Below are 21,235 nucleotides of genomic sequence, written 5' to 3'. Positions count from 1 at the left end.
ACTTGGCCGCACCTTGCCTTTACCTCGCGCGCTGCGCACGAGGCACTCCATGACCGCCCCCACTCCCGAGCCCCAGGCACCGTTGACCACGGCCTTGCCGGCGGCGGCGCAGCGCCTGCCCTGGCTGGAACGCCTGAGCAAGTACCGTCAGCCGCTGGGATTGGCGTTGACATTGCTGCTGTTCGCCATGGGCCTGATTGCCTGCCGCCATCTGTTGAGCGAACTGGATATCTACGCCCTGCATGATGCGATGCTCAGCGTGCCGACCCAGTCGCTGCTCGGCGCGCTGCTGGCCACGTTGGCCGGCTTCGTGATCCTGCTGGGTTACGAATGGTCGGCCAGCCGCTACGCCGCCGTGCAACTGCCACCCCGCACCCTGGTGCTCGGGGGCTTCAGTGCCTTCGCCATTGGCAATGCAATAGGCCTGTCGATGCTGTCGGGCGGCTCGGTGCGTTATCGCCTCTATGCCCGCCAAGGCCTGGGCGCCGCGGAAGTCGCGCGCATGACAGTGTTCGCCAGCCTCTCGCTGGGCTGCGCGCTGCCGCCGTTGGCCGCACTGGCCACCCTGAGCGACCTGCCGGCAGCGGCAACGGCGCTGCGTTTGCCTGCACCGCTGCTGGGCGGCATCGCCGTCGCCGTGCTGGGCGCGGCGGTAGCCCTGGTCGTGGGCCTGTACCGCCGTCGCCTGCCTGATCAGCCGTTGGCCGACAACCTGCTGGTGCAGTTCGGGCGCCGCACCCTGCGCCTGCCAGGCGCACGCCTGACTGCGTTGCAACTGCTGATCACCGCCCTGGATGTCGCCGCTGCGGCCACCGTGCTTTATTTGCTGCTGCCCGAAGCCCCGCCCTTTGGCGCGTTCGTGCTGGTCTACCTGCTCGCCCTCGCCGCCGGGGTGCTCAGCCATGTGCCGGGTGGCGTCGGGGTATTCGAGGCGATCCTGCTGGCCGCGTTCGCCAACCAGCTGGGCGCGGCACCACTGGCGGCCGCCCTGCTGCTGTACCGGCTGATCTACGTGGTGCTGCCGTTGCTGGTGGCCTGCGTACTGCTGCTGGCCAACGAAGCCCGCCGGCTGATGGTCACCCAGCAGGCGATCCGCGCAGCCTCGGGCCTGGCCGCGCCGGTGCTGGCGATCCTGGTGTTCCTTTCCGGCGTGGTGCTGCTGTTCTCCGGCGCCACCCCGGAGATCGACAGCCGCCTGGAACACATGGGCTTCCTGATCCCACACCGCCTGATCGATGCCTCGCACTTCGGCGCCAGCCTGATCGGCGTGCTCTGCCTGCTGCTCGCCCAGGGCCTGCGCCGGCGCCTGTCGGCCGCCTGGCTGCTGACCACCGTGCTGCTGCTGGTGGGCGCGGTACTGTCGTTGCTCAAGGGCTTCGACTGGGAAGAAGCCAGCCTGATGTGCTTTACCGCTGCCCTGCTCGCCCTGTTCCGCCGCTCGTTCTACCGCCCCAGCCGCCTGCTGGAGCTGCCGTTCTCGCCGGTGTACCTGGTGGCCAGCGCCTGCGTGGTCGGCGCCTCGGTATGGCTGCTGCTGTTCGCCTACCAGGACGTGCCTTACACCCATAAGTTGTGGTGGCAGTTCACCCTTGATGCCGATGCGCCTCGGGGCTTGCGCGCCGCGCTGGGCAGCGCCGTGCTGCTGGTGATCGTCGCCCTGACCTGGCTTCTGCGCACCGCCCGGCCAGTGATCCATCTGCCCAGCGAAGACGAACTGCAGCGCGCCAACCGCATCCTGCTCGCCTCCGACCAGCCCGATGGCGGCCTGGCCCTGACCGGTGACAAGGCGCTGCTGTTCCACCCCAACGACAACGCCTTCCTGATGTATGCCCGTCGCGGCCGCAGCCTGGTAGCCCTGTACGACCCGATTGGCCCGGCGCAGGAACGCGCCGAAATGATCTGGCAGTTCCGCGACCTGTGCGACTTGCACCATGCGCGCCCAGTGTTCTACCAGGTGCGGGCGGAGAACCTGCCGTTCTACATGGACATCGGCCTGACCGCGATCAAGCTCGGCGAGGAAGCGCGGGTCGACCTGCGCCGCTTCGATATCGACGCCAAGGGCAAGGAGATGAAGGACCTGCGCTACACCTGGAACCGCGGCGGCCGCGACGGCCTGGCCCTGGAAATCCATGAGCCTGGCCACGCCCCGCTGGAGGCACTCAAGGAGATCTCCGACGCCTGGCTCAGCGGCAAGAACGTGCGCGAAAAAGGCTTCTCCCTCGGCCGCTTCAGCCCCGAGTACCTGCAGCATTTCCGCATCGCGCTGATCCGCTTCCAGGGCCGCCCGGTGGCCTTCGCCAACCTGCTGGAGACCCACAGCAACGAGCTGGCCAGCCTTGACCTGATGCGCGCGCATCCAGAAGCACCGAAGCTGACCATGGAGTTCATGATGGTCGGTCTGATCCTGCACTACAAAAGCCACGACTACGGCCGCTTCAGCCTGGGCATGGTCCCCCTTTCCGGCTTGCAGCCGCGGCGTGGCGCCCCCTTGACCCAGCGCCTGGGCTCGATGGTGTTCCAGCGCGGTGAACAGCTCTACAACTTCCAGGGCCTGCGGCGCTTCAAGGACAAGTTCCAGCCGGACTGGGAACCCCGCTACATGGCCGTGCCGGCCGGGCTCGACCCGCTGGTTGCACTGGCTGACACCGCCGCCCTGATCGCTGGCGGCCTGACTGGATTGGTGAAACGTTGATGATCCGACGCTATTGGCTGTACGTACTGATTCCCCTGTTGCTCGCCGTGCTGGCCGGCGGTGCGGCCTTCTGGCTGTGGACCCGCCCGGCCCCCGAGGCACGCCTGGAGCACCTCACGCTGGACGACGGCAGCGCCCTGACCCGCGCCACGCCCGGCGTGCATGCCAAGGCCCGAGTGGCCATCGGCGTGCCACAGGACCAAGCCCTGACCGACAAGCAACTGCTCGACCTGAGCCAGGCCGGCGAGGCGCAACTGGTGCAGGTGATCCTGCCACCGGCTGACTGCGCCAAGCAGCAGGTCGTGATGGACCAAGCCCTGACTCGACTGGCCGACAAACCGACCCTGGTTGCCGGTATCGGCCCGGGCGCTGCCCAGGCCTGGCGCTGGCTGGCCGCACAAAGCGACGACAAGGCGCGAGCCATCTCGGTGGATTTCACCGTCGAGCAGCCCGGCTGCCAGGCCGCCCTGCCCAAGTCCGCCGCCCACGGTCACTGGAACGTGGCCTGGAACGACAACCCGGATGACGCCAGTGCCGCCTTCGTGCGCGACCAGGCCAACGCCGAAACCAGCATCGCCGACTACGACATTCACCTGCCCCAGGTACTCAAGGCGCAATTGACCCAGGCCCTGGTCGGACACGATGGCAACGCCCTGGCCATCCCGGTGGTGGAAGTCCCGGCCGGGCAGACCACCGACACCGTCACCCTGTTCCTTTCCGGCGACGGCGGCTGGCGCGACCTGGACCGCGATGTGGCCGGCGAGATGGCCAAGCTTGGCTACCCGGTGGTCGGCATCGACACCCTGCGCTACTACTGGCAGCACAAGACCCCGGAGCAGAGCGCCGCCGACCTCTCCGAGCTGATGCAGCACTACCGCCAGAAATGGGGCACCAAGCGCTTCGTGCTGACCGGTTACTCGTTCGGCGCCGACGTGCTGCCGGCTATCTATAACCGCCTGTCGCCAGACGACCAGAAGCGCATCGATGCGGTGATCCTGCTGGCGTTCGCCCGCAGCGGCAGTTTCGAGATCGAGGTGGAGGGCTGGCTCGGCAAGGAAGGCCAGGAAGCCCCGACCGGGCCGGAGATGGCCAGGTTGCCGGCGGCGAAGGTGGTGTGCATCTATGGCGTGGAAGAGACCGATGAAAGCGGCTGCACCGACAAGACCGCCGTGGGTGAGCGCATGAAGCTGCCCGGCGGCCACCACTTCGACGAAAACTACCCGGCGCTGGCCAAGCGCCTGATCGGTGAGATCGAGACCCGCCAGGGAAAGGCCAACGTCGCTGAGAAATGATAGGGAAAGGGGCCGCTTTGCGGTCCATCGCGGGGCAAGCCCGCTCCCACAAGGATCACACAGGCCTTGTGGGAGCGGGCTTGCCCCGCGATGTTTGTGCCCTCAGATCTCGACCTGCGTCCCCAACTCGATTACCCGATTGAGCGGCAGGTTGAAGAACCGCAGGTTGCCGTTGGCATTCTTCAGCAGGAACGCGAACAGGTTCCCGCGCCAGCGCGACATCCCCTCCAGGCGGGAGGCGATCACCGTCTCCCGACTCAGGAAGTAGGTGGTGCGCATCGGGCTGAAGTCCAGTTCGTCCAAGTGGCACAATTTCAGGGCCGCCGGTACGTCCGGCTCGTCCATGAAGCCGAAGTGCAGCAGCACCCGGAAGAACCCGTCACCATAGGCTTCCACCTCGAAACGCTCATGCTCCGGCACCCGCGGCCGGTCCTCGCTGACCACCGTCAGCAACACCACCTGGCTGTGCAGCACCTGGTTATGCAGCATGTTGTGCAGCAGCGCGTGCGGTACGGCATCGGAGCGCGCGGTCAGGAACACCGCGGTGCCCTCGACCCGATGCGGCGGCTGCACGCGGATGCTGCTGATGAACAGCGGCAGCGGCAACGCGCCTTCATCGATGCGATCGACCAGGATCTGCTTGCCACGCTTCCAGGTACTCATCAACACGAACAGCACGATACCCGCCAGCACCGGGAAAGCACCGCCCTGCACGATCTTCGGCACGTTGGCGGCGAAGAACAGCCCGTCTACGAACAGGAAGCCCAGCAGCAGCGGTACAGCCAATACCGGCGGCCACTTCCACAACAGCAGCATGACCGCCGAGACCAGGATGGTGGTCATCAGCATGGTGCCGGTCACTGCCACGCCGTAGGCCGCCGCCAGGGCGCCGGAGGATTCGAAGCCGATCACCAGCAGCACCACGCCGACCATCAACGCCCAGTTCACCGCGCCGATATAGATCTGCCCCTGCTCGTCGCTGGAGGTGTGCTGGATCTGCATGCGCGGCACATAGCCCAGCTGGATGGCCTGGCGAGTCAGCGAGAAGGCCCCCGAGATCACCGCCTGGGAGGCGATCACCGTGGCCATCGTGGCCAGCCCCACCAGCGGTAGCAAAGCCCAGGACGGCGCCAAGAGGTAGAACGGGTTGCGCGCCGCCTCGGGATTCTGCAGCAGCATGGCGCCCTGGCCGAAGTAGTTGAGCACAAGCGCCGGCAGCACCAGGGCGAACCAGGCACGGGCAATGGGTTTGCGGCCGAAATGGCCCATATCGGCGTACAGGGCCTCGGCACCGGTCAGCGCCAGCACCACGGCACCAAGAATGGCCACGCCCATGCCGGGGTGGACGATGAAGAAGTTCAAGGCCCAGCCCGGGTTGAACGCCTTCAGCACCTCTGGGCTCTGCAAGATGCCATGGACACCGAGCGCCGCCAGCGCAAGGAACCAGGCAACCATGATCGGGCCAAACGCCTTGCCGATCTTCTCGGTGCCATGCTTCTGCACCAGGAACAGCGCCACCAGCACCACCAGTGCAATCGGCACCACCCAGTGGTCGATACCCTCGAACGCCAGGCCCATGCCCTCCACCGCCGACAGCACCGACACCGCTGGGGTGATCATGCTGTCGCCGTAGAACAGCGAGGCGCCAATCAGGCCGCAACCGACCATCAGCATGCGCAACCGCGGATACTGCGCCGTGGCGCGCCGCGCCAGCGCGGTCAGGGCCATGGTGCCGCCCTCGCCCTGGTTGTCGGCGCGCAGGATAAACATCACGTACTTGAACGAAACCACCCACAGCAGCGACCAGAGGATCAACGACAGGATGCCCAGCACTCCATCATGGTTGACCTGTACGCCATAACCACCGGTAAAGACCTCTTTGAGGGTATACAGCGGGCTGGTGCCAATATCGCCATAGACCACCCCAACGGCCGCCACGAGCAGGCCCAGCGGCCGTGCTGCCCCCTGCTTCCCCGCGTGCCCGCCTTCGGCATGACTGCTTGCCTGAACCATCGACCACTCCCGCAGACGGCCTATTAGACCGGTTGAATGCCTACCCGCGCCGGGCCCTCCCGGATACCCCGGCGCAACGGCGCGAAGCATAGCGCAGCGTTCGTCGTATTTCTGCTGGTAAAGCGACCTTGTGCTCGCTAGAATTGCGCACTTTTTGATCAGAGGCGCCGAAAGCGCCCGCCAGGATCGCCCCCGTTACCGGCCGGGCGACCTGTATTCAATACCGAGGTTAGCCATGTCCACCACTCCCGCCACCCCAAAGGTCGGCTTCGTCTCCCTGGGTTGCCCCAAGGCCCTGGTCGATTCCGAGCGCATCCTGACCCAGCTGCGCATGGAAGGCTATGAAGTCGTGCCTACCTACGAGGATGCCGACGTGGTGGTGGTCAACACCTGCGGCTTCATCGACAGCGCCAAGGCCGAGTCGCTGGAAGTGATCGGCGAAGCCATCAAGGAGAACGGCAAGGTCATCGTCACCGGCTGCATGGGTGTCGAAGAAGGCAGCATCCGTGACGTGCACCCGAGCGTGTTGTCGGTCACCGGCCCGCAGCAGTACGAGCAGGTGGTCAATGCCGTGCACGAAGTGGTGCCACCGCGCCAGGACCACAACCCGCTGATCGACCTGGTGCCGCCCCAGGGCGTCAAGCTGACCCCGCGCCACTACGCCTACCTGAAGATTTCCGAAGGCTGCAACCACAGCTGCAGCTTCTGCATCATCCCGTCGATGCGCGGCAAGCTGGTCAGCCGCCCGGTCGGCGAAGTCCTGAGCGAGGCCGAGCGCCTGGTCAAGGCCGGCGTCAAGGAGATCCTGGTGATCTCCCAGGACACCAGCGCCTACGGCGTGGACGTCAAGTACAAGACCGATTTCTGGAACGGCCGCCCGGTCAAGACCCGCATGCTCGAGCTGTGCGAGGCGCTGAGCAGCCTGGGCGCCTGGGTGCGTCTGCACTATGTCTACCCGTACCCGAACGTCGACGACGTGATTCCGCTGATGGCCGCCGGCAAGATCCTGCCGTACCTGGACATCCCGTTCCAGCACGCCAGCCCCAAGGTGCTCAAGTCGATGAAGCGCCCGGCCTTCGAAGACCGCACCCTGGCGCGCATCAAGAACTGGCGCGAACAGTGCCCGGAACTGGTGATCCGCTCGACTTTCATCGTCGGCTTCCCCGGCGAAAGCGAAGAAGACTTCCAGTACCTGCTCGACTGGCTGACCGAAGCCCAGCTCGACCGCGTCGGCTGCTTCCAGTACTCGCCGGTCGAAGGCGCCCCGGCCAACGACCTGGGCCTGGATGAGGTGCCGGACGACGTCAAGCAGGACCGCTGGGACCGCTTCATGGCCCACCAGCAGGCGATCAGCGCCGCGCGCCTGCAACAGCGCATCGGCAAGGAAATCGAGGTATTGATCGACGAAGTCGAGGAACAGGGCTCGGTGGGCCGCAGCTTCTTCGACGCGCCGGAGATCGACGGCAGCGTGTTCATCGACGGCGACCACGGCTTCAAGCCGGGCGACAAGGTCCGCTGCCGCATCGTCGACGCCGACGAGTACGACATGTGGGCCGAGCCCATCTGAGCGAAACCCGCCTGAAAATACCCCGCCCGCTGGCGGGGTATTTTTTTGCATCTATGTTTTCCTCAATGGCCTCCCGGAGGATCACAGGATGTCGCCCGCCGTCACGCTGCACACACCTCATCTGAGCGATTATCCCGAGCTGGTCCGGGTGTGGGAGGCGTCGGTTCGCGCCACCCACGATTTCCTGCCCGAGGGTTACATTCTGCTGCTGCGCGAGCACGTGCTGCGCAAATACCTCGATGCCGTGATGCTGGTCTGCTGCAAGGACAGCAAGCGGCACATCCTCGGCTTTGCCGGGGTGGCAAACGGCCGGGTCGACATGCTCTTCGTCGCGCCCGAACACCGTGGCCAGGGCATCGGACGGCGCCTGCTGCGCCACGCGGTGCACGAATTGAACGCCGAGCGCCTGGACGTCAACGAACAGAACCCGCAAGCCCTGGGTTTCTACCTGCATGAAGGCTTCGAGATCTATGGCCGTTCGGAAACCGACGGCCTAGGGCAGCCCTATCCCCTACTACATATGAGGCTTGTTCGTACAACGTCCTAGTACGCAAGCTCAGGAAACCACTACTCCGCTCCGAAATGGCGCAAATGACATCGATTTGCAGCCGCTACCTCGCCCAGGCAGGTACAATGAAGGCTTTCCCTACCGCGTGATGCCCGTGTCCATGTCCGAACCCATTCGTCTCTCCAAACGCCTCATCGAACAGCTTGGCTGCTCCCGCCGCGAGGCCGAACTGTACATCGAGGGTGGCTGGGTCACGGTCGATGGCGTGGTGGTCGAACAACCCCAGTTCAAAGTCGCCGAACAGCAGGTCGAACTGCTGCCGGGCGCTCGTGCCGATTCACTCGAACCGGTCACCCTGCTGCTCAACCAGCAGGCCGGCCAAAACACCGCAAGCGCCCTGGCCAGCATCAGCATGGCCAGCCTCAGCGAAGCGCACCGCGAGGGCGTGCGCCCGTTGCATGGGCATTTCGCCCGCCAGGCCTGCATCGTCCCGCTGCTGCCCGGCGCCAGTGGCCTGCAGCTGTTCACCCAGGACTGGCGGGTAACCCGCAAGCTGGAGGCCGACCTGCGCCGCATGGAGCAGGAATACATCGTCCAGGTCAGTGGTGAAGCCAAACCCGGCGCCCTCGAGCGACTGGCCCGCGGCGTGGAACGCAAGGGTGTCGAACTGCCGAAGGCCAAGGCCAGTTGGCAGAACGAGCAACACCTGCGCATCGTGCTGAAGAACCCGCAACCGGGGTTGATCGAACAGCTTTGTGAAACCGCTGGCCTCAAGGTGCTGGCGATGCGCCGCATTCGCCTTGGCGGGGTGTCGATGGGCAAGCTGCCGCTGGGCCAGTGGCGCTACGTGGCCGCTACAGAACGCTTCTAGCATTACCGCCGCGCAATGACTGACGCGGCAACAGAACAGGATTCGCCGCAATGAACCACAACGATGTACTGCGCAGCCTGCGCTACATGCTCAAGGCCAACGACCAGAAAATGGCCGAGATCATCAAGCTCTCGGGCCTCGAGGTTTCCGCCGAGGCCATCGCCACCTATGTAAAAAAGGAAGAGGAACCCGGCTTCGTCCGCTGCCCGGAGAAGGTGATGGCGCATTTCCTCGACGGCCTGGTGATTCACCGTCGTGGCCGCGACGATAGCCGCCCGCCGCAGCCGATCGAAGTGCCGGTGACCAACAACACCGTACTCAAGAAGCTGCGCGTGGCCTTCGAGCTGAAGGAGGACGACCTGCATGCGGTACTCAAGTCCGTCGACTTCCCGGTGTCCAAACCAGAGCTGAGCGCGCTGTTCCGCAAGGTCGGCCACGACAACTACCGCCCCTGCGGCGACCAGTTGCTGCGCAACTTCCTCAAGGGCCTGACCCTTCGCGTGCGCGGCTGAGCCAAGATGCAGCATACCGTCTCGCCGATCGGCATCGTTCGCTCCTGTTTCAAGGAGAAGTTCGCCATCCCGCGCCAGCCCCAGCTGGCGCCGGCCGCCCGTGGCGTGCTGGAGCTGCTGCCGCCCTTTGACCAGGGCGATGCCGTCGAAGGCCTGGAACAGGTCAGCCATGTATGGTTGCTGTTCCTGTTCCACCAGGCACTGGAAGACAAGCCACGCCTGAAGGTGCGCCCACCGCGCCTGGGCGGCAACAAGAGCATGGGGGTGTTCGCCACCCGGGCAACCCATCGGCCCAACGGCATCGGCCAGTCGGTGGTACGCCTGGACGGCGTCGAACCGGGGCGCCTGCTGCTGTCAGGGATCGATCTGCTGGACGGCACCCCGGTGCTGGATATCAAGCCTTATGTGCCGTATGCGGACAGCGTCGCCGAGGCATCGAACCTGATGGCCAGTGATGCACCGGAGCCGATCAGCGTGCAATGGAGCGAGGGCGCACTGCCTCAGGCCCACACCCACGCATTGCGCCTGGGCGAACCGCTGGTCGAGCTGATCGAACAGTGCCTGGCCCAGGACCCACGCCCAGCCTACCAGGTGCCGCCGCCCGAGCGGGTATATGGGGTCAAGTTCTGGGATGTGCAGGTGCGCTGGCATTATCCGCAACCGGGTGTGATCCGGGTGCTGGAGGTGGCGCCAGAGTGATCCGGTGTGGTTGCGGGCCCTATCGCGGGGCAAGTCGCTTGCCCCGCGATAGGGCCGACACGGCAAACCTTTTCTCCGAGCATAAAAAAACGCAGGCCAAGCCTGCGTTTTTCATTCATGCCGCTGGCCTTACTTCTCGACGAACGCTCGCTCGATCAGGTAATCGCCCGGCTCACGCATACGCGCCGAGATCTTCAGGCCAAAGCTGTCCAGCACTTCGCTGGTTTCATCGAGCATGCTCGGGCTACCGCAGATCATGGCACGGTCGTCCTGCGGGTTGATCGGTGGCAGGCCGATATCGCTGAACAGCTTGCCGCTGCGCATCAGATCGGTCAGGCGACCCTGGTTTTCGAAAGGCTCGCGGGTCACGGTCGGGTAGTAGATCAATTTGTCGCGCACCGACTCACCGAAGAACTCGTTCTGCGGCAGGTGCTCGGTGATGAACTCGCGGTAGGCCACTTCGTTCACGTAGCGAACGCCGTGTACCAGGATCACTTTCTCGAAGCGCTCGTAGGTCTCCGGGTCCTGGATGACGCTCATGAACGGCGCAAGGCCGGTGCCGGTGCTCAGCAGGTACAGGTGCTTGCCCGGGTTCAGGTCGTCAAGGACCAGGGTGCCGGTGGGCTTCTTGCTGATGATGATCTCGTCGCCTTCCTTCAGGTGCTGCAGCTGGGAGGTCAGCGGACCGTCCGGCACCTTGATGCTGAAGAACTCCAGGTGCTCTTCCCAGTTCGGCGATGCGATGGAGTAGGCGCGCATGAGCGGACGGCCGCTGTCCTGCTGCAGGCCGATCATCACGAACTGACCGTTCTCGAAGCGCAGGCCCGGATCACGGGTGCACTTGAAGCTGAACAGAGTGTCGTTCCAGTGGTGCACACTGAGGACACGTTCGTGGTTCATGTTGCTCATCGATGGGGCTCCTGAAGGAAAACGCGGCGCGCGCAAGACGCGCAGTTGCGCGATAGTTTAGGGGCAGCGACAATATCTGTTAACTGAATTATCAAGATATGTGTTATCGGTTATATAGATATGCGATTCACACTTCGTCAGCTCCAGGTCTTTGTCGCCGTCGCCCAGCACCAGAGTGTGTCCAGGGCCGCGGGCGTACTGGCCTTGTCGCAATCTGCGGCGAGCACCTCGATCACCGAACTGGAGCGCCAGTCCAGCTGCCAGCTGTTCGACCGTGCCGGTAAACGCCTGAGCCTCAACGCCCTGGGTCATCAACTGTTGCCCCAGGCTGTGGCGCTGCTCGACCAGGCCAAGGAAATCGAAGACCTGCTCAACGGCAAGTCGGGGTTCGGCTCGCTGGCCGTCGGCGCCACCCTGACCATCGGCAACTACCTGGCCACCTTGCTGATCGGCAGCTTCATGCAGGTGCATCCGGAAAGCCAGGTCAAACTGCACGTGCAGAACACTGCGCATATCGTGCAACAGGTTGCCCATTACGAAATTGACCTGGGTCTAATCGAAGGCGACTGCAACCACCCCGATCTGGAGGTGCAGCCCTGGGTGGAGGATGAACTGGTGGTGTTCTGCGCGCCGCAGCATCCGCTGGCCAAAGCCGGCCATGCCGATATCGAGCAGCTGTCCCATGAAGCCTGGATCCTGCGCGAACAAGGCTCGGGCACGCGCCTGACCTTCGACCAGGCCATGCGTCATCATCGCGCCAACCTGAACATCCGCCTGGAGCTGGAACATACCGAAGCAATCAAACGGGCCGTGGAGTCGGGCCTCGGTATCGGCTGCATCTCGCGCCTGGCCCTGCGCGACGCTTTCCGCCGCGGCAGCCTGGTACCGGTGGAAACTCCGGCACTGGACCTGTCGCGGCAGTTCTACTTCATCTGGCACAAGCAGAAGTACCAGACTTCGGCCATGCGCGAGTTCCTCGAGCTGTGCCGCAGTTTCACCGCTGGCGTGCAGCGCAGCGACGAGATCGTGCTGCCGCCGATCGCCTGAACGTCAGCCGAGCAGGATCACGCCCCAGACCAGCGCGACCATGCTCATGGCCACCAGTTGCGCGGCACTGCCCATGTCCTTGGCGTTCTTCGACAAGGGGTGACGGTCGAGGGAGATACGATCGATCGCCGCCTCCACCGCCGAATTGAGCAGCTCGACGATCAGCCCCAGCAGGCACACGGCGATAAGGATCGCCCGTTCGGCGCGGCTCACCGGCAGCCAGAAGGCTGTGGGGATCAACAGCACGTTGACCAGAACCAGCTGGCGAAACGCGGCCTCACCCTTGAACGCGGCACGCAGGCCGTCCAGCGAGTAGCCGGCGGCATTGAAGATACGTTTGAGGCCGGTCTGGCCCTTGAATGGCGACATGTGTGTCAGTCACTTCACCGAAAAAAGGCCAGCAGGCTAGTTCAACCGCAGTCAAAAAAGCGTGAAGGCGCAGGGATTTAGCTGGCCGAAACCGATTCAAGTTGTTGCAACAACAGCGCGGCCTGGGTCCGGGTACGAACGCCAAGCTTGCGGAAGATCGCCGTCACGTGAGCCTTGATGGTCGCTTCCGAGACACTCAGCTCATAGGCGATCTGCTTGTTCAGCAACCCTTCGCAGACCATGGTCAGCACGCGGAACTGCTGCGGGGTGAGACTAGCCAGCCCTTCGCTGGCGGCCTTGGCCTCGGCAGACACGTCAACCTTCTCGAACGCCTGCGGCGGCCACCAGACATCGCCGTCGAGCACATTGCGCACGGCTTCCTGGATCTTGCTCAGCTCGCTGGACTTGGGGATGAAACCGCTGGCGCCAAATTCGCGAGACTTCACCACGACGGCCGCCTCTTCCTGGGCCGAGACCATCACCACCGGGATCTGCGGGTATTGGCCACGCAGCAGCACCAGCCCGGAGAAACCATAGGCACCGGGCATGTTCAGGTCCAGCAGGACCAGGTCCCAGTCGGCTTTTTCGGTCAGGCTGGTTTCCAGTTCGGCGATGCTCGCCACCTCGACCAGGCGCACATCCGGGCCCAGGCCGAGGGTAACGGCCTGGCGCAGTGCGCTACGGAACAGTGGGTGGTCATCGGCAATCAGGATTTCGTATGTGGCCATCGATCTAGGGATCCTGTTCTGTACCAGGCGCAGGGGGTACGGGAGACGCCTGGCGGGTAACTCATGGCGCGAACGGCAGGGCCGCCGGCCGGGATGGCACGGCGAAGTCCGGGGTAACAGCAGCTTCGTCGTGCCCGAAGCGGCGCCAAGGATGCCGAGCACGCCCCGGGTGGTCAAGCCAATTGCCCGGTCGTCCCCGCCTACCCTGGCTGCCAGCCCCGACAGTATGTACCAATCCGCCGCGCCTGCCCCTTGGACTATAGGAAGGTATGCAAACGCTGGTGGACCTCGTCCTGCTCATCCAGCGCCAAGCGTCGCTTGCCACTGAGGTAGTGCAGGCTGAACACATCCAGGTAGGCATCCAGGGCCTGCGAGGCCTGGCTGTCGCCGGCCAGCTCCAGACACATGGCGGCAACTTCGGCGGTGCAGAAGTGGTCGTCACGCTTGGAGCGGCGCAGGCGGTAGCGCGACATCTGCTCGGCCTGCAGGCTCAGCACCGGGAAACGGTCGAGATAAGGGCTCTTGCGGAACATCTTGCGCGCCTCGGTCCAGGTGGCGTCGAGCAGGATGAACAGCGGGCGCTTGCCCGGTTCGCGCAGCACCTCGCTGACCACACGGTCCTCTTTGACGAACTCGCCGGGGAAGACGATGTAAGGCTGCCAGCGCGGATCGTCCAGCAACGCCAGCAGGCCTTCGTCCACCGAGGTACGCAGCCAGCCGAAGGCGGAGGTATCCTCGATCACGTCGGCAATCAGCCACCCCGTGTTGGTCGGCTTCAGTGGCTCGGTGTCATGCATCAGCAGGCACATGCCGGCGTCTGCCGGCACCCGCGGTTTCCACGCGCACAGGCAGTGCGTGGCGATCACCCGGCAATCCGGGCAGCGCTCGGCTCGCGAGCCGCGGGCGACAAAGGGTTTGATGCTGCGCGCCAGGCGCTCGGCGCGCAGCCGCGCTACCGCGTGGCTCATGGCTGCAGGCCTTGGCAGGAAGATGGAAGGGGCACGACGACGACTCGGTGAAAACAAAACGCGAGTCTACCAGAGCACGCGTCATTTGCCGTGCAGCCCTTGCGGCCGCTCCTTTATAATCAGCGGCTCAGGCGGCCGGGGAACCCCAGCAGTTTCATGGAACGCCGCCCGCCGGCGCAGGTCAAAGCGCCAGTCATCGAACCAGGAGAGATTCATGCTGCGTCTTATCGTCCCGACCCTGAGCCTGTTGCTCGCCCTGCCCCTGGCCGCCCAGGCTGCCTCCAAGCAGGAATACGAGCTGACCCAGATGCTGCAGAAGGTCGCCAAGGAAAGCAGCGTCGGTACCCCCCGGGCCATCAACGAAGACATCCTCGACCAGGGCTATACCGTCGAAGGCAAGGCGCTGGTCAATCACCTGAGCGTGCGCCAGAAGCATGCGCAAGGCATGCAGGCCAACCCCGCGCAGGTGCGCAGCCAGCTGGGTGACAGCGTTTGCCGTAACAATGGTTACCGTCAGCTGATGTCCAAGGGCGCGGTGATGGTCTACCGCTTCACCGTGTACAAGACCAACCAACCAGTCATGGACCAGGCATTCGACGCTGCCAGCTGCGCAGCTGGCAACAAGAAAAAGTGATTCAGGCCAGCTGATCGCTGTCTCTGGCGCGCCGCTGCTCATCATCGGCGCGCAACTCGGCCAACAGGGCCAGCAGGTAAGGCGAGTGCCCCTCGCCCCCCTGCAGCCGACGCAAGCACTCCCCCTCCAGGCTCAGGTGATGAACCTTCGCCTCGCGCTCGAGCAACTGCAACAGTTGCCCGTCCACCTCGATCACCAGCCGGTGCATACCGCCACCTCGCTGCATCACTCTTGCGCCTCCAGTTAACCAAAGCGCTGCCATCATCGGATCCAGTCTGACAGGCGGTATTGCACGCCTGTGGCGGCACGAGTGCGCCCCAGCGTCTAGATTGATAACGAGTACCCATAACAACGACAACGCGATGGAACTGCCACTGCAACAATGGCCTTGAAGGCCTACTGCAACGCTCGGGGGGGCACACTCGAGCCACAGCAGCCAGCGACACACGCAGTGTCGCGGCCGGGACCTGCCATCGACCCGGTCAGAGGTTTTGCTGCAGAAGGAGACGTTGAATGCCTTACCAATCGAACGAGCTGCTGTTCAACCATTTCAGGGACCACGGCATCGACCTGAGCAAGATCGACGAGCAACTGCAACTGGTTGCCCCGAACAGCCCCAACCTGCCGCTGTACCGCGACATGCTGCTGACCGTGCTGCGCATGGCCCACGACGACCGCAACCGCTGGAACGCAAAGATAACCCTGCAGGCCCTGCGTGAACTTGACCATTCGTTCCGCACCCTCGAGCGTTACAAGGGGCGGCGCAAAGTCACCGTGTTCGGCTCGGCACGAACGCCATTGGAGCACCCCATGTATGCGCTGGCCCGGGAACTGGGCGCAACGCTGGCACGTTCCGACCTGATGGTGATCACCGGCGCCGGAGGCGGCATCATGGCCGCCGCCCACGAAGGCGCCGGCAGCGATCACAGCCTGGGTTTCAACATCACCTTGCCCTTCGAGCAACATGCCAATGCCACCGTCAATGGCACCGACAAGCTGCTGCCGTTCCATTTCTTTTTCATTCGCAAGCTGTTCTTCGTCAAGGAGGCCGATGCGCTGGTGCTCTGCCCGGGAGGCTTCGGCACCCTTGATGAGGCGCTGGAAGTACTCACCCTGATCCAGACCGGCAAGAGCCCGCTGGTTCCGGTTGTGCTGCTCGACTCGCCCGGCGGTAGTTTCTGGCAGGACGCCCTGGCCTTCATCAGCCGTCAACTGGAAGAAAACCGCTACATCCTGCCCAGCGACCTCAAGCTGGTACGCCTGGTGCACAGTGCCGACGAGGCGGTGGAAGAAATCAACCAGTTCTACAGCAACTACCACTCCAGCCGATGGCTGAAGAACCAGTTCGTCATCCGCATGCACCACCCCTTGAGCGAGGCCGCGCTGCATGACGTGGAGGAAGGTTTTGCCGACCTGCGCCTGAGCGGCAGGTATCACCAGCAGCCTGACAGTGGCACGGAGCACGAAGAAGGCAACTTCAGCCACCTGACACGCCTGACCTTTGCCTTCAACGGCCGTGACCAGGGTCGCCTGCGCGAACTGGTGGACTTCATCAACCTGTCGGAGAACTGGGCCAAACCCCAGCCAATGCACACCACCCAACGAGCCCGGGAAGCCCTGCGGGTGAACTGAACGCAAAATGGCCCACATGGCTGGCCCCGGTCGGGGTCAGCCATGTGGGCCATCAATGCTGGTCACGCTTCAATAATCGTCAAGATCGCGCCCGCTGAGCAGCCGGCTGATCATTTCCATGGAAAATCCACGGTAGGCGAGAAAACGCGTTTGTTGTGCGCGGCTGCGTGGATCATGGGGAAGTTGCCCAGAGAACTTGCGCTGCCACACCTCTTTCAACCGCACCGCCCAGTCCACTCCGCTATCACGCAGTGCCTGGTCGATATCGCCACGGTCCAGACCTCGCTGGCCAAGCTCCTCACGGATACGCCCAGGGCCATAGCCTGAGCCGGAACGATAGCGTATGAAGCTTTCAAGGTAGCGGGCCTCGCTGAGCAGCCCCTCCTCGGCAAGCCGATCGAGCGCGGGCTCGATCAATTCATCGGTAGCGCCGCGTTGGCGCAACTTGCGGGTCAGCTCCACGCGACCATGCTCGCGGCGTGCGAGCAGGTCCATGGCTGTCCGCCGAACGGCGACGGGGGTGTCGAGTACGACGGACATGAAGGCAGATCAATAACCGGCGTCGGCGTCAGCCAGATCATCGGCATCGGCTTCGGCGGCACCGGCCTTGGCGGCCGCTGCTGCAGCGGCGGCGGCACCGGCGGTCAGCAGCTTGTCGCGAATCTGCTTCTCGATCTCGCTACCAATGGCCGGGTTCTCTTGCAGGTACTTGGCGGCGTTGGCCTTGCCCTGACCGATCTTGTTGCCCTGGTAGCTGTACCAGGCACCGGATTTTTCAACCAGGCCCTGGGAAACACCCAGGTCGATGATTTCGCCGTTGCGGTAGATGCCCTTGCCGTAGAGGATCTGGAACTCGGCCTGGCGGAACGGCGGCGAGACCTTGTTCTTGACGATCTTGACGCGGGTTTCGCTACCAACCACCTCATCACCTTCCTTGACCGCGCCGGTACGGCGAATGTCCAGGCGCACGGAGGCGTAGAACTTCAGGGCGTTACCGCCGGTGGTGGTTTCCGGGCTACCGAACATCACGCCGATCTTCATACGGATCTGGTTGATGAAGATGACCAGGCAGTTGGCGTTCTTGATGTTACCGGTGATCTTGCGCAGCGCCTGGGACATCAGGCGGGCCTGCAGGCCGACGTGCATGTCGCCCATCTCGCCTTCGATCTCGGCCTTGGGCACCAGCGCGGCCACGGAGTCGACGATGATCACGTCGACGGCGTTGGAGCGCACCAGCATGTCGGTGATTTCCAGGGCCTGCTCGCCGGTGTCTGGCTGCGAGACCAGCAGGTCGTCGACGTTGACACCCAGCTTGCCGGCGTACTCAGGATCCAGGGCGTGCTCGGCGTCGACGAAGGCGCAGGTGGCACCGTTCTTCTGGGCTTCGGCGATGACCGACAGGGTCAGCGTGGTTTTACCCGAAGACTCCGGGCCGTAGATCTCGACGATACGGCCTTTCGGCAGGCCGCCAATGCCCAGGGCGATGTCCAGGCCCAGCGAACCGGTGGAGATGGCGGGGATCGCCTGGCGCTCGTGGTCGCCCATGCGCATGACCGCGCCTTTGCCGAATTGGCGTTCGATCTGACCCAGGGCCGCAGCCAAGGCGCGCTTCTTGTTGTCGTCCATTGAAATCCTCACGTGTTCGACGTGGCCCTGACGGCCGGAATAACTGTATAAGTAGCCAGTATTATTCCACAGGGATTCGTTTCCGCAAACCCCCGTCGGGCGAATTACTCCGCACCAAGCTGTAACAAGCCGTCTAACGCGGCGATCACCGTCTGTCGGCGCACCGCTTCGCGGTCACCGTCGAAGTGGCGGCGCTCGCTGCTCACGTGGTCGCCGTCGGCCCAGGCCAGCCACACCGTGCCCACCGGCTTGGCCGCTGAACCGCCGTCGGGGCCGGCCACGCCGCTGACCGCGACCGCAAAGCGCGCACCACTGGCAGCCTGAGCGCCGCGTACCATGGCCTCGACCACCTCCTGGCTGACCGCGCCCACCTCGGCGAACAACACCTCGGGTACACCTAGCTGGCGGGTTTTCTGGGTATTCGAGTAGGTGACGTAGCCGGCCTCGAACCAGGCCGAACTGCCGGGGATACGGGTGATGGCCTCGGCGATGCCGCCGCCGGTGCAGGACTCGGCGGTGGTCACCTGGGCATTGAAGCGCCGCAGGTGTTCACCCAGGCGGGTGGAGAGAACAGTGATCGGGTCCATGATGGGCTCCTGTGAAGAATGGACCCTACCCTAACACCCCGGTGACCTGCCCACACATCGCAGCAGCCAGCCGACCGGGTAATGAATGAACAGCAGGTAGCTCAGGAGCAGCAGATACTCCAACGCCATCAGCATGCTCGCGGCAAAGCATGCAAACAGCACCGGGTTGAAGCCGAAACCGCGAAACTTGCCGCGGTGATGGGCAAAATCCACAGAGGTGAAGTAGTTGTAATGCACCATGAAGCTGATAAGCGCTGCCCAGCCGAGGTACAGCAACAGGTAGCGATGCCATGGCAGTACGGGCAAGCGAGCAGGCAAGCCGGAGCCGGGCTGGCGCAGGATCACGACAAGCCCGGCGGCAAACAGGGGGGCGGCAACCGCGATGTAATTGGCGATGGCCATGGATTCCAGAGGGAAGTTTGATGACCAGGGACCGACACGTCCCAGCAGGTGCTGTACCAGGAACTGCTCGAGCGTGATCGGCAATTGGCCTTGGGCCTGGGTTGGCAACCACAGGGCAATCGCGAAGATTGGCAGCACGCTCACCAGGATGAGTAGCCATTGGCAAAGTTTGAGCAGACCCGCTTTTTCAGTGGTTTTCATGACATCCTGTTCATTGCATGCATTAAGCCAAGGAGCGCAACGCGCTCCTTGGTGAACAGCGTCAGGCGCCTACGGCGTCCATTACCCAGTTGTTGATCTGATCAACTTTCTCCGGGTCGAAGTAGGAACTGGCCAGGCCAACCAGCACACCCCCGACGACCAGCGCCACGCCACCCGTCACCGTCACCCCCAGCAAACCGAGTGTGATGCCGAGCATGGCCCCGGCCGCACTGCCTGCGATCTTGCCGAGCACGGCGCTCTCCATCTCCAGCAGGAAGGGCTTCCACTCTCCCGTCTGGAACCCTGTGGCGGCCGCCTCCACAAGCCCTTGGGCCTGGATGGCCCCGCCGGTAACGCCGAAAGCCTTGCCCAGGCGCGTCATGTTATCGCCCAAGGTCGCCTTGTCCAGTGCGCGCAACGCTTGCGCGACAGCAGCCGCATCCTTGCCATTGAGCTTCCAGCCAGGGTTGCTCGACATTTTCTCGAATGTCTTCAGGGCATCCTGGTAGCTGCGCACCTGTTTGCCCGAGATATCCTTCTGAAGCTCCCGGGCGGCTTGCGATACGCGCTCACCGTAACGGCTGGCGATTTCCTTGCCGATGTCGCTGGCGTAGGTGGCGGCATCCTTGTAGGCCTCCTTTTCCGCGGCGTCACGCCGGGCCTTTTCCAGGGCATCGAGTTTCGCGCTCAACTGCTCCTGCGCCTTGAGGTCGACATACAACGCCAGCGCTGCCGTAAAGAGAGAAAGCTCGACATCCAGCGCCGCTGGCACGTCGTAATCGTCCAGCTTGCGCAATTCATCGATCAACGCCCTGACGGAAAAAAGATAAGAAATGCAGATCAGTGCGACAGTGCGCGCACATAAGCCTGACAGGCCCGCAAGGCGATCAGTCCACGATCGCCGTCGTCGGTGATGGCGATAATTCGTCGAGCATGCGCCGGGTCAAGTCGGGCGCGTACGGAGCCATGATCCACGCCGCCGGCGCCGGTGGCGGCAGGCACTGGGGCACAGGTGGTGTCGCGCTCGACCAGGACCGACAGGCGCAGATCGGCAGTAGCAAGGCGGTCACGCAGGCGAGCCTGAGTGTGCTGGGCATCGGTCAACTCCTGGAAATGTTTGGTTTCAGTGTCCTGCAGGCGTTGTTCAAGGCCCTGGCGCTGCTCGCGCTCGGCCAGCAGCATGCCGTGCAGCGCCTCGGCCTGGTCCAGGCGCTGCTGCACCAGCACTTGTTCCTGCTCGGCCAGCTGGCGACCAAGGCGCCAGCCCTGCGCCTGCCAGGCCACGGCAGCGGACAACACCATCAGCCCGACGCACGCCGCCAGTTGCAGGCGGCTCAGCACAGCACTTCCCGCGCCCGCGCCCACAGTTCGAGCCGTTCGGACAAGCCGTTCAGGCCGCCGTTGATATGCCGGGTGATGCGGTTGAACTCACCCTGGTCGGCCAGGGCGTTGAGCCCACGCGAGTGCCAGAACCAGGCGGCAGATTCACAGGCCCAGCGCGGCTGCTCAAGCATCTGCGGTTGCGCCAGCAGGCGCTCGTCACCGAACAACGCACGGCTGCAGGCCTGGTAGTTGTTACGCCCGGTCACCTGGATCAGGCCACGGCCGCAATAGCGCTGGCCGTCGCCGTCGGCTTCGGGCGTGTTACCCAGGCGCAGCGCCAGGCTGCCGGTGTCGTAGCGGGCCAGGTACTTGTCGTTGCCCAGCTCCTTCACATAGCGCAATTGGCCGGACTCATGGCCGACCTGGGCCAGGAACGCGGCAACGCGCTTGGGGTGGTCGATCTCCCAGTTGGCCATTGCCGTGTTCAGCGCCGGCAAAAACGCGGCGGCGCGTTGGCCGGCGAGCGGGTAGATCTGCTTGAGTTGCTGTTCAGTGAGCGGCATCGGTGCATTCTCCATTGCGGTCTGATCGAAAGGCGGCCGGTGCCGCCTGTAGCTCGCTCATGGGCGATGGCTCGAAGCGCTTGGCTTTCACA

Annotated in this window: 23 protein-coding genes; 10 read left to right on the top strand and 13 right to left on the bottom strand. The window is 64.1% G+C overall.

The annotated features are described in order from the left end of the window. The first annotated feature begins 49 nt into the window (after positions 1 to 49). Entirely contained in the window at positions 50 to 2,692 is a 2,643-nt protein-coding gene (gene mprF, locus KHO27_RS02380; protein ID WP_110697844.1) for a bifunctional lysylphosphatidylglycerol flippase/synthetase MprF, read from the top strand. Then, a complete protein-coding gene (locus KHO27_RS02375) occupies positions 2,692 to 3,984 on the top strand; it encodes a virulence factor family protein (RefSeq protein WP_214501119.1) in 1,293 nt (430 codons plus the stop codon). Before mprF ends, KHO27_RS02375 begins: the two co-directional genes overlap by 1 nt. 102 nt (positions 3,985 to 4,086) lie before the next feature. Here the strand turns inward: KHO27_RS02375 and KHO27_RS02370 are convergent, their stop codons facing one another. Continuing rightward, positions 4,087 to 5,997: a potassium transporter Kup gene (locus KHO27_RS02370; protein ID WP_102681669.1), complete on the bottom strand. Its 1,911-nt coding sequence runs from the start codon at positions 5,995 to 5,997 to the stop codon at positions 4,087 to 4,089. Positions 5,998 to 6,232: 235 nt separating this feature from the next. On the opposite strand from KHO27_RS02370, the gene rimO reads away from it, so the two are divergent. From rimO to tsaA, 5 genes are all read left to right on the top strand, one after another. After that, positions 6,233 to 7,564 (top strand): 30S ribosomal protein S12 methylthiotransferase RimO, encoded by a 1,332-nt coding sequence (gene rimO, locus KHO27_RS02365; protein ID WP_110697840.1) that lies wholly within the window; start codon positions 6,233 to 6,235, stop codon positions 7,562 to 7,564. 88 nt (positions 7,565 to 7,652) lie between these two features. After that, entirely contained in the window at positions 7,653 to 8,111 is a 459-nt protein-coding gene (locus KHO27_RS02360; RefSeq protein WP_110697838.1) for a GNAT family N-acetyltransferase, read from the top strand. A gap of 121 nt (positions 8,112 to 8,232) precedes the next feature. After that, positions 8,233 to 8,943 carry an rRNA pseudouridine synthase gene (locus KHO27_RS02355; RefSeq protein WP_110697836.1) on the top strand — a complete coding sequence of 237 codons (711 nt, stop codon included), beginning with the start codon at positions 8,233 to 8,235 and terminating at the stop codon, positions 8,941 to 8,943. Positions 8,944 to 8,993: 50 nt separating this feature from the next. Then, positions 8,994 to 9,455 (top strand): YehS family protein, encoded by a 462-nt coding sequence (locus tag KHO27_RS02350; RefSeq protein ID WP_046856779.1) that lies wholly within the window; start codon positions 8,994 to 8,996, stop codon positions 9,453 to 9,455. 6 nt (positions 9,456 to 9,461) lie between these two features. Then, a complete protein-coding gene (gene tsaA, locus KHO27_RS02345) occupies positions 9,462 to 10,154 on the top strand; it encodes a tRNA (N6-threonylcarbamoyladenosine(37)-N6)-methyltransferase TrmO (RefSeq protein WP_214501118.1) in 693 nt (230 codons plus the stop codon). A 129-nt stretch (positions 10,155 to 10,283) separates the two neighbouring features. On the opposite strand, the gene fpr is transcribed toward tsaA, so the two are convergent. After that, a complete protein-coding gene (gene fpr, locus KHO27_RS02340; protein ID WP_046856781.1) occupies positions 10,284 to 11,063 on the bottom strand; it encodes a ferredoxin-NADP reductase in 780 nt (259 codons plus the stop codon). A 120-nt stretch (positions 11,064 to 11,183) separates the two neighbouring features. On the opposite strand from fpr, the gene finR reads away from it, so the two are divergent. Then, positions 11,184 to 12,110 carry a LysR family transcriptional regulator FinR gene (gene finR, locus KHO27_RS02335; RefSeq protein ID WP_023631043.1) on the top strand — a complete coding sequence of 309 codons (927 nt, stop codon included), beginning with the start codon at positions 11,184 to 11,186 and terminating at the stop codon, positions 12,108 to 12,110. Positions 12,111 to 12,113: 3 nt separating this feature from the next. Here finR and KHO27_RS02330 read toward each other — a convergent pair whose 3' ends face one another. The 3 genes from KHO27_RS02330 to KHO27_RS02320 form a co-directional block, all read right to left on the bottom strand. Then, on the bottom strand, positions 12,114 to 12,479 hold the full coding sequence (locus KHO27_RS02330) for a diacylglycerol kinase (protein ID WP_023631044.1): 366 nt from the start codon (positions 12,477 to 12,479) through the stop codon (positions 12,114 to 12,116). Positions 12,480 to 12,556: 77 nt separating this feature from the next. Continuing rightward, positions 12,557 to 13,207 (bottom strand): response regulator transcription factor ErdR, encoded by a 651-nt coding sequence (gene erdR, locus KHO27_RS02325; protein WP_023631045.1) that lies wholly within the window; start codon positions 13,205 to 13,207, stop codon positions 12,557 to 12,559. Between the two features lie 257 nt (positions 13,208 to 13,464). Beyond that, positions 13,465 to 14,175 (bottom strand): tRNA-uridine aminocarboxypropyltransferase, encoded by a 711-nt coding sequence (locus KHO27_RS02320; RefSeq protein WP_110697832.1) that lies wholly within the window; start codon positions 14,173 to 14,175, stop codon positions 13,465 to 13,467. Positions 14,176 to 14,389: 214 nt separating this feature from the next. Between KHO27_RS02320 and KHO27_RS02315 the strand changes: the two genes are divergently transcribed. Further along, on the top strand, positions 14,390 to 14,809 hold the full coding sequence (locus tag KHO27_RS02315) for a quorum-sensing-regulated virulence factor family protein (protein WP_110697830.1): 420 nt from the start codon (positions 14,390 to 14,392) through the stop codon (positions 14,807 to 14,809). 1 nt (position 14,810) lies between these two features. Here the strand turns inward: KHO27_RS02315 and KHO27_RS02310 are convergent, their stop codons facing one another. Then, a complete protein-coding gene (locus KHO27_RS02310; RefSeq protein WP_046857890.1) occupies positions 14,811 to 15,017 on the bottom strand; it encodes a hypothetical protein in 207 nt (68 codons plus the stop codon). Between the two features lie 305 nt (positions 15,018 to 15,322). On the opposite strand from KHO27_RS02310, the gene KHO27_RS02305 reads away from it, so the two are divergent. Further along, a complete protein-coding gene (locus tag KHO27_RS02305) occupies positions 15,323 to 16,441 on the top strand; it encodes an LOG family protein (protein ID WP_111531768.1) in 1,119 nt (372 codons plus the stop codon). A gap of 69 nt (positions 16,442 to 16,510) precedes the next feature. Here KHO27_RS02305 and recX read toward each other — a convergent pair whose 3' ends face one another. The 7 genes from recX to KHO27_RS02270 all read right to left on the bottom strand — a co-directional run bounded on the left by recX (position 16,511) and on the right by KHO27_RS02270 (position 21,143). After that, complete coding sequence (recX, locus tag KHO27_RS02300; protein ID WP_111531767.1) at positions 16,511 to 16,981, bottom strand: recombination regulator RecX; 471 nt, start codon at positions 16,979 to 16,981, stop codon at positions 16,511 to 16,513. Between the two features lie 9 nt (positions 16,982 to 16,990). Beyond that, the gene (gene recA, locus KHO27_RS02295; protein WP_028690616.1) at positions 16,991 to 18,067 is read right to left on the bottom strand and encodes a recombinase RecA; all 1,077 of its coding nucleotides are present in this window, start codon (positions 18,065 to 18,067) and stop codon (positions 16,991 to 16,993) included. Between the two features lie 104 nt (positions 18,068 to 18,171). Next, positions 18,172 to 18,654: a CinA family protein gene (locus KHO27_RS02290; protein WP_110697826.1), complete on the bottom strand. Its 483-nt coding sequence runs from the start codon at positions 18,652 to 18,654 to the stop codon at positions 18,172 to 18,174. A 30-nt stretch (positions 18,655 to 18,684) separates the two neighbouring features. Further along, on the bottom strand, positions 18,685 to 19,257 hold the full coding sequence (locus tag KHO27_RS02285; protein ID WP_110697824.1) for a hypothetical protein: 573 nt from the start codon (positions 19,255 to 19,257) through the stop codon (positions 18,685 to 18,687). 61 nt (positions 19,258 to 19,318) lie between these two features. Further along, positions 19,319 to 20,065, bottom strand: a complete 747-nt coding sequence (locus tag KHO27_RS02280; RefSeq protein ID WP_158539543.1) for a colicin-like pore-forming protein — start codon at positions 20,063 to 20,065, stop codon at positions 19,319 to 19,321. Between the two features lie 32 nt (positions 20,066 to 20,097). Then, positions 20,098 to 20,559, bottom strand: coding sequence for a lysis system i-spanin subunit Rz (locus KHO27_RS02275; protein WP_110698198.1), 462 nt, complete (start codon positions 20,557 to 20,559; stop codon positions 20,098 to 20,100). 32 nt (positions 20,560 to 20,591) lie between these two features. Next, a complete protein-coding gene (locus KHO27_RS02270; protein WP_110697820.1) occupies positions 20,592 to 21,143 on the bottom strand; it encodes a glycoside hydrolase family 19 protein in 552 nt (183 codons plus the stop codon). Between the last annotated feature and the right edge of the window lie 92 nt (positions 21,144 to 21,235).

This window comes from Pseudomonas sp. RC3H12 (assembly GCF_018596375.1).
In the GTDB taxonomy this organism is placed as follows: Bacteria; Pseudomonadota; Gammaproteobacteria; order Pseudomonadales; family Pseudomonadaceae; genus Aquipseudomonas.
This window is presented reverse-complemented; position numbering and strand designations above follow the sequence as displayed.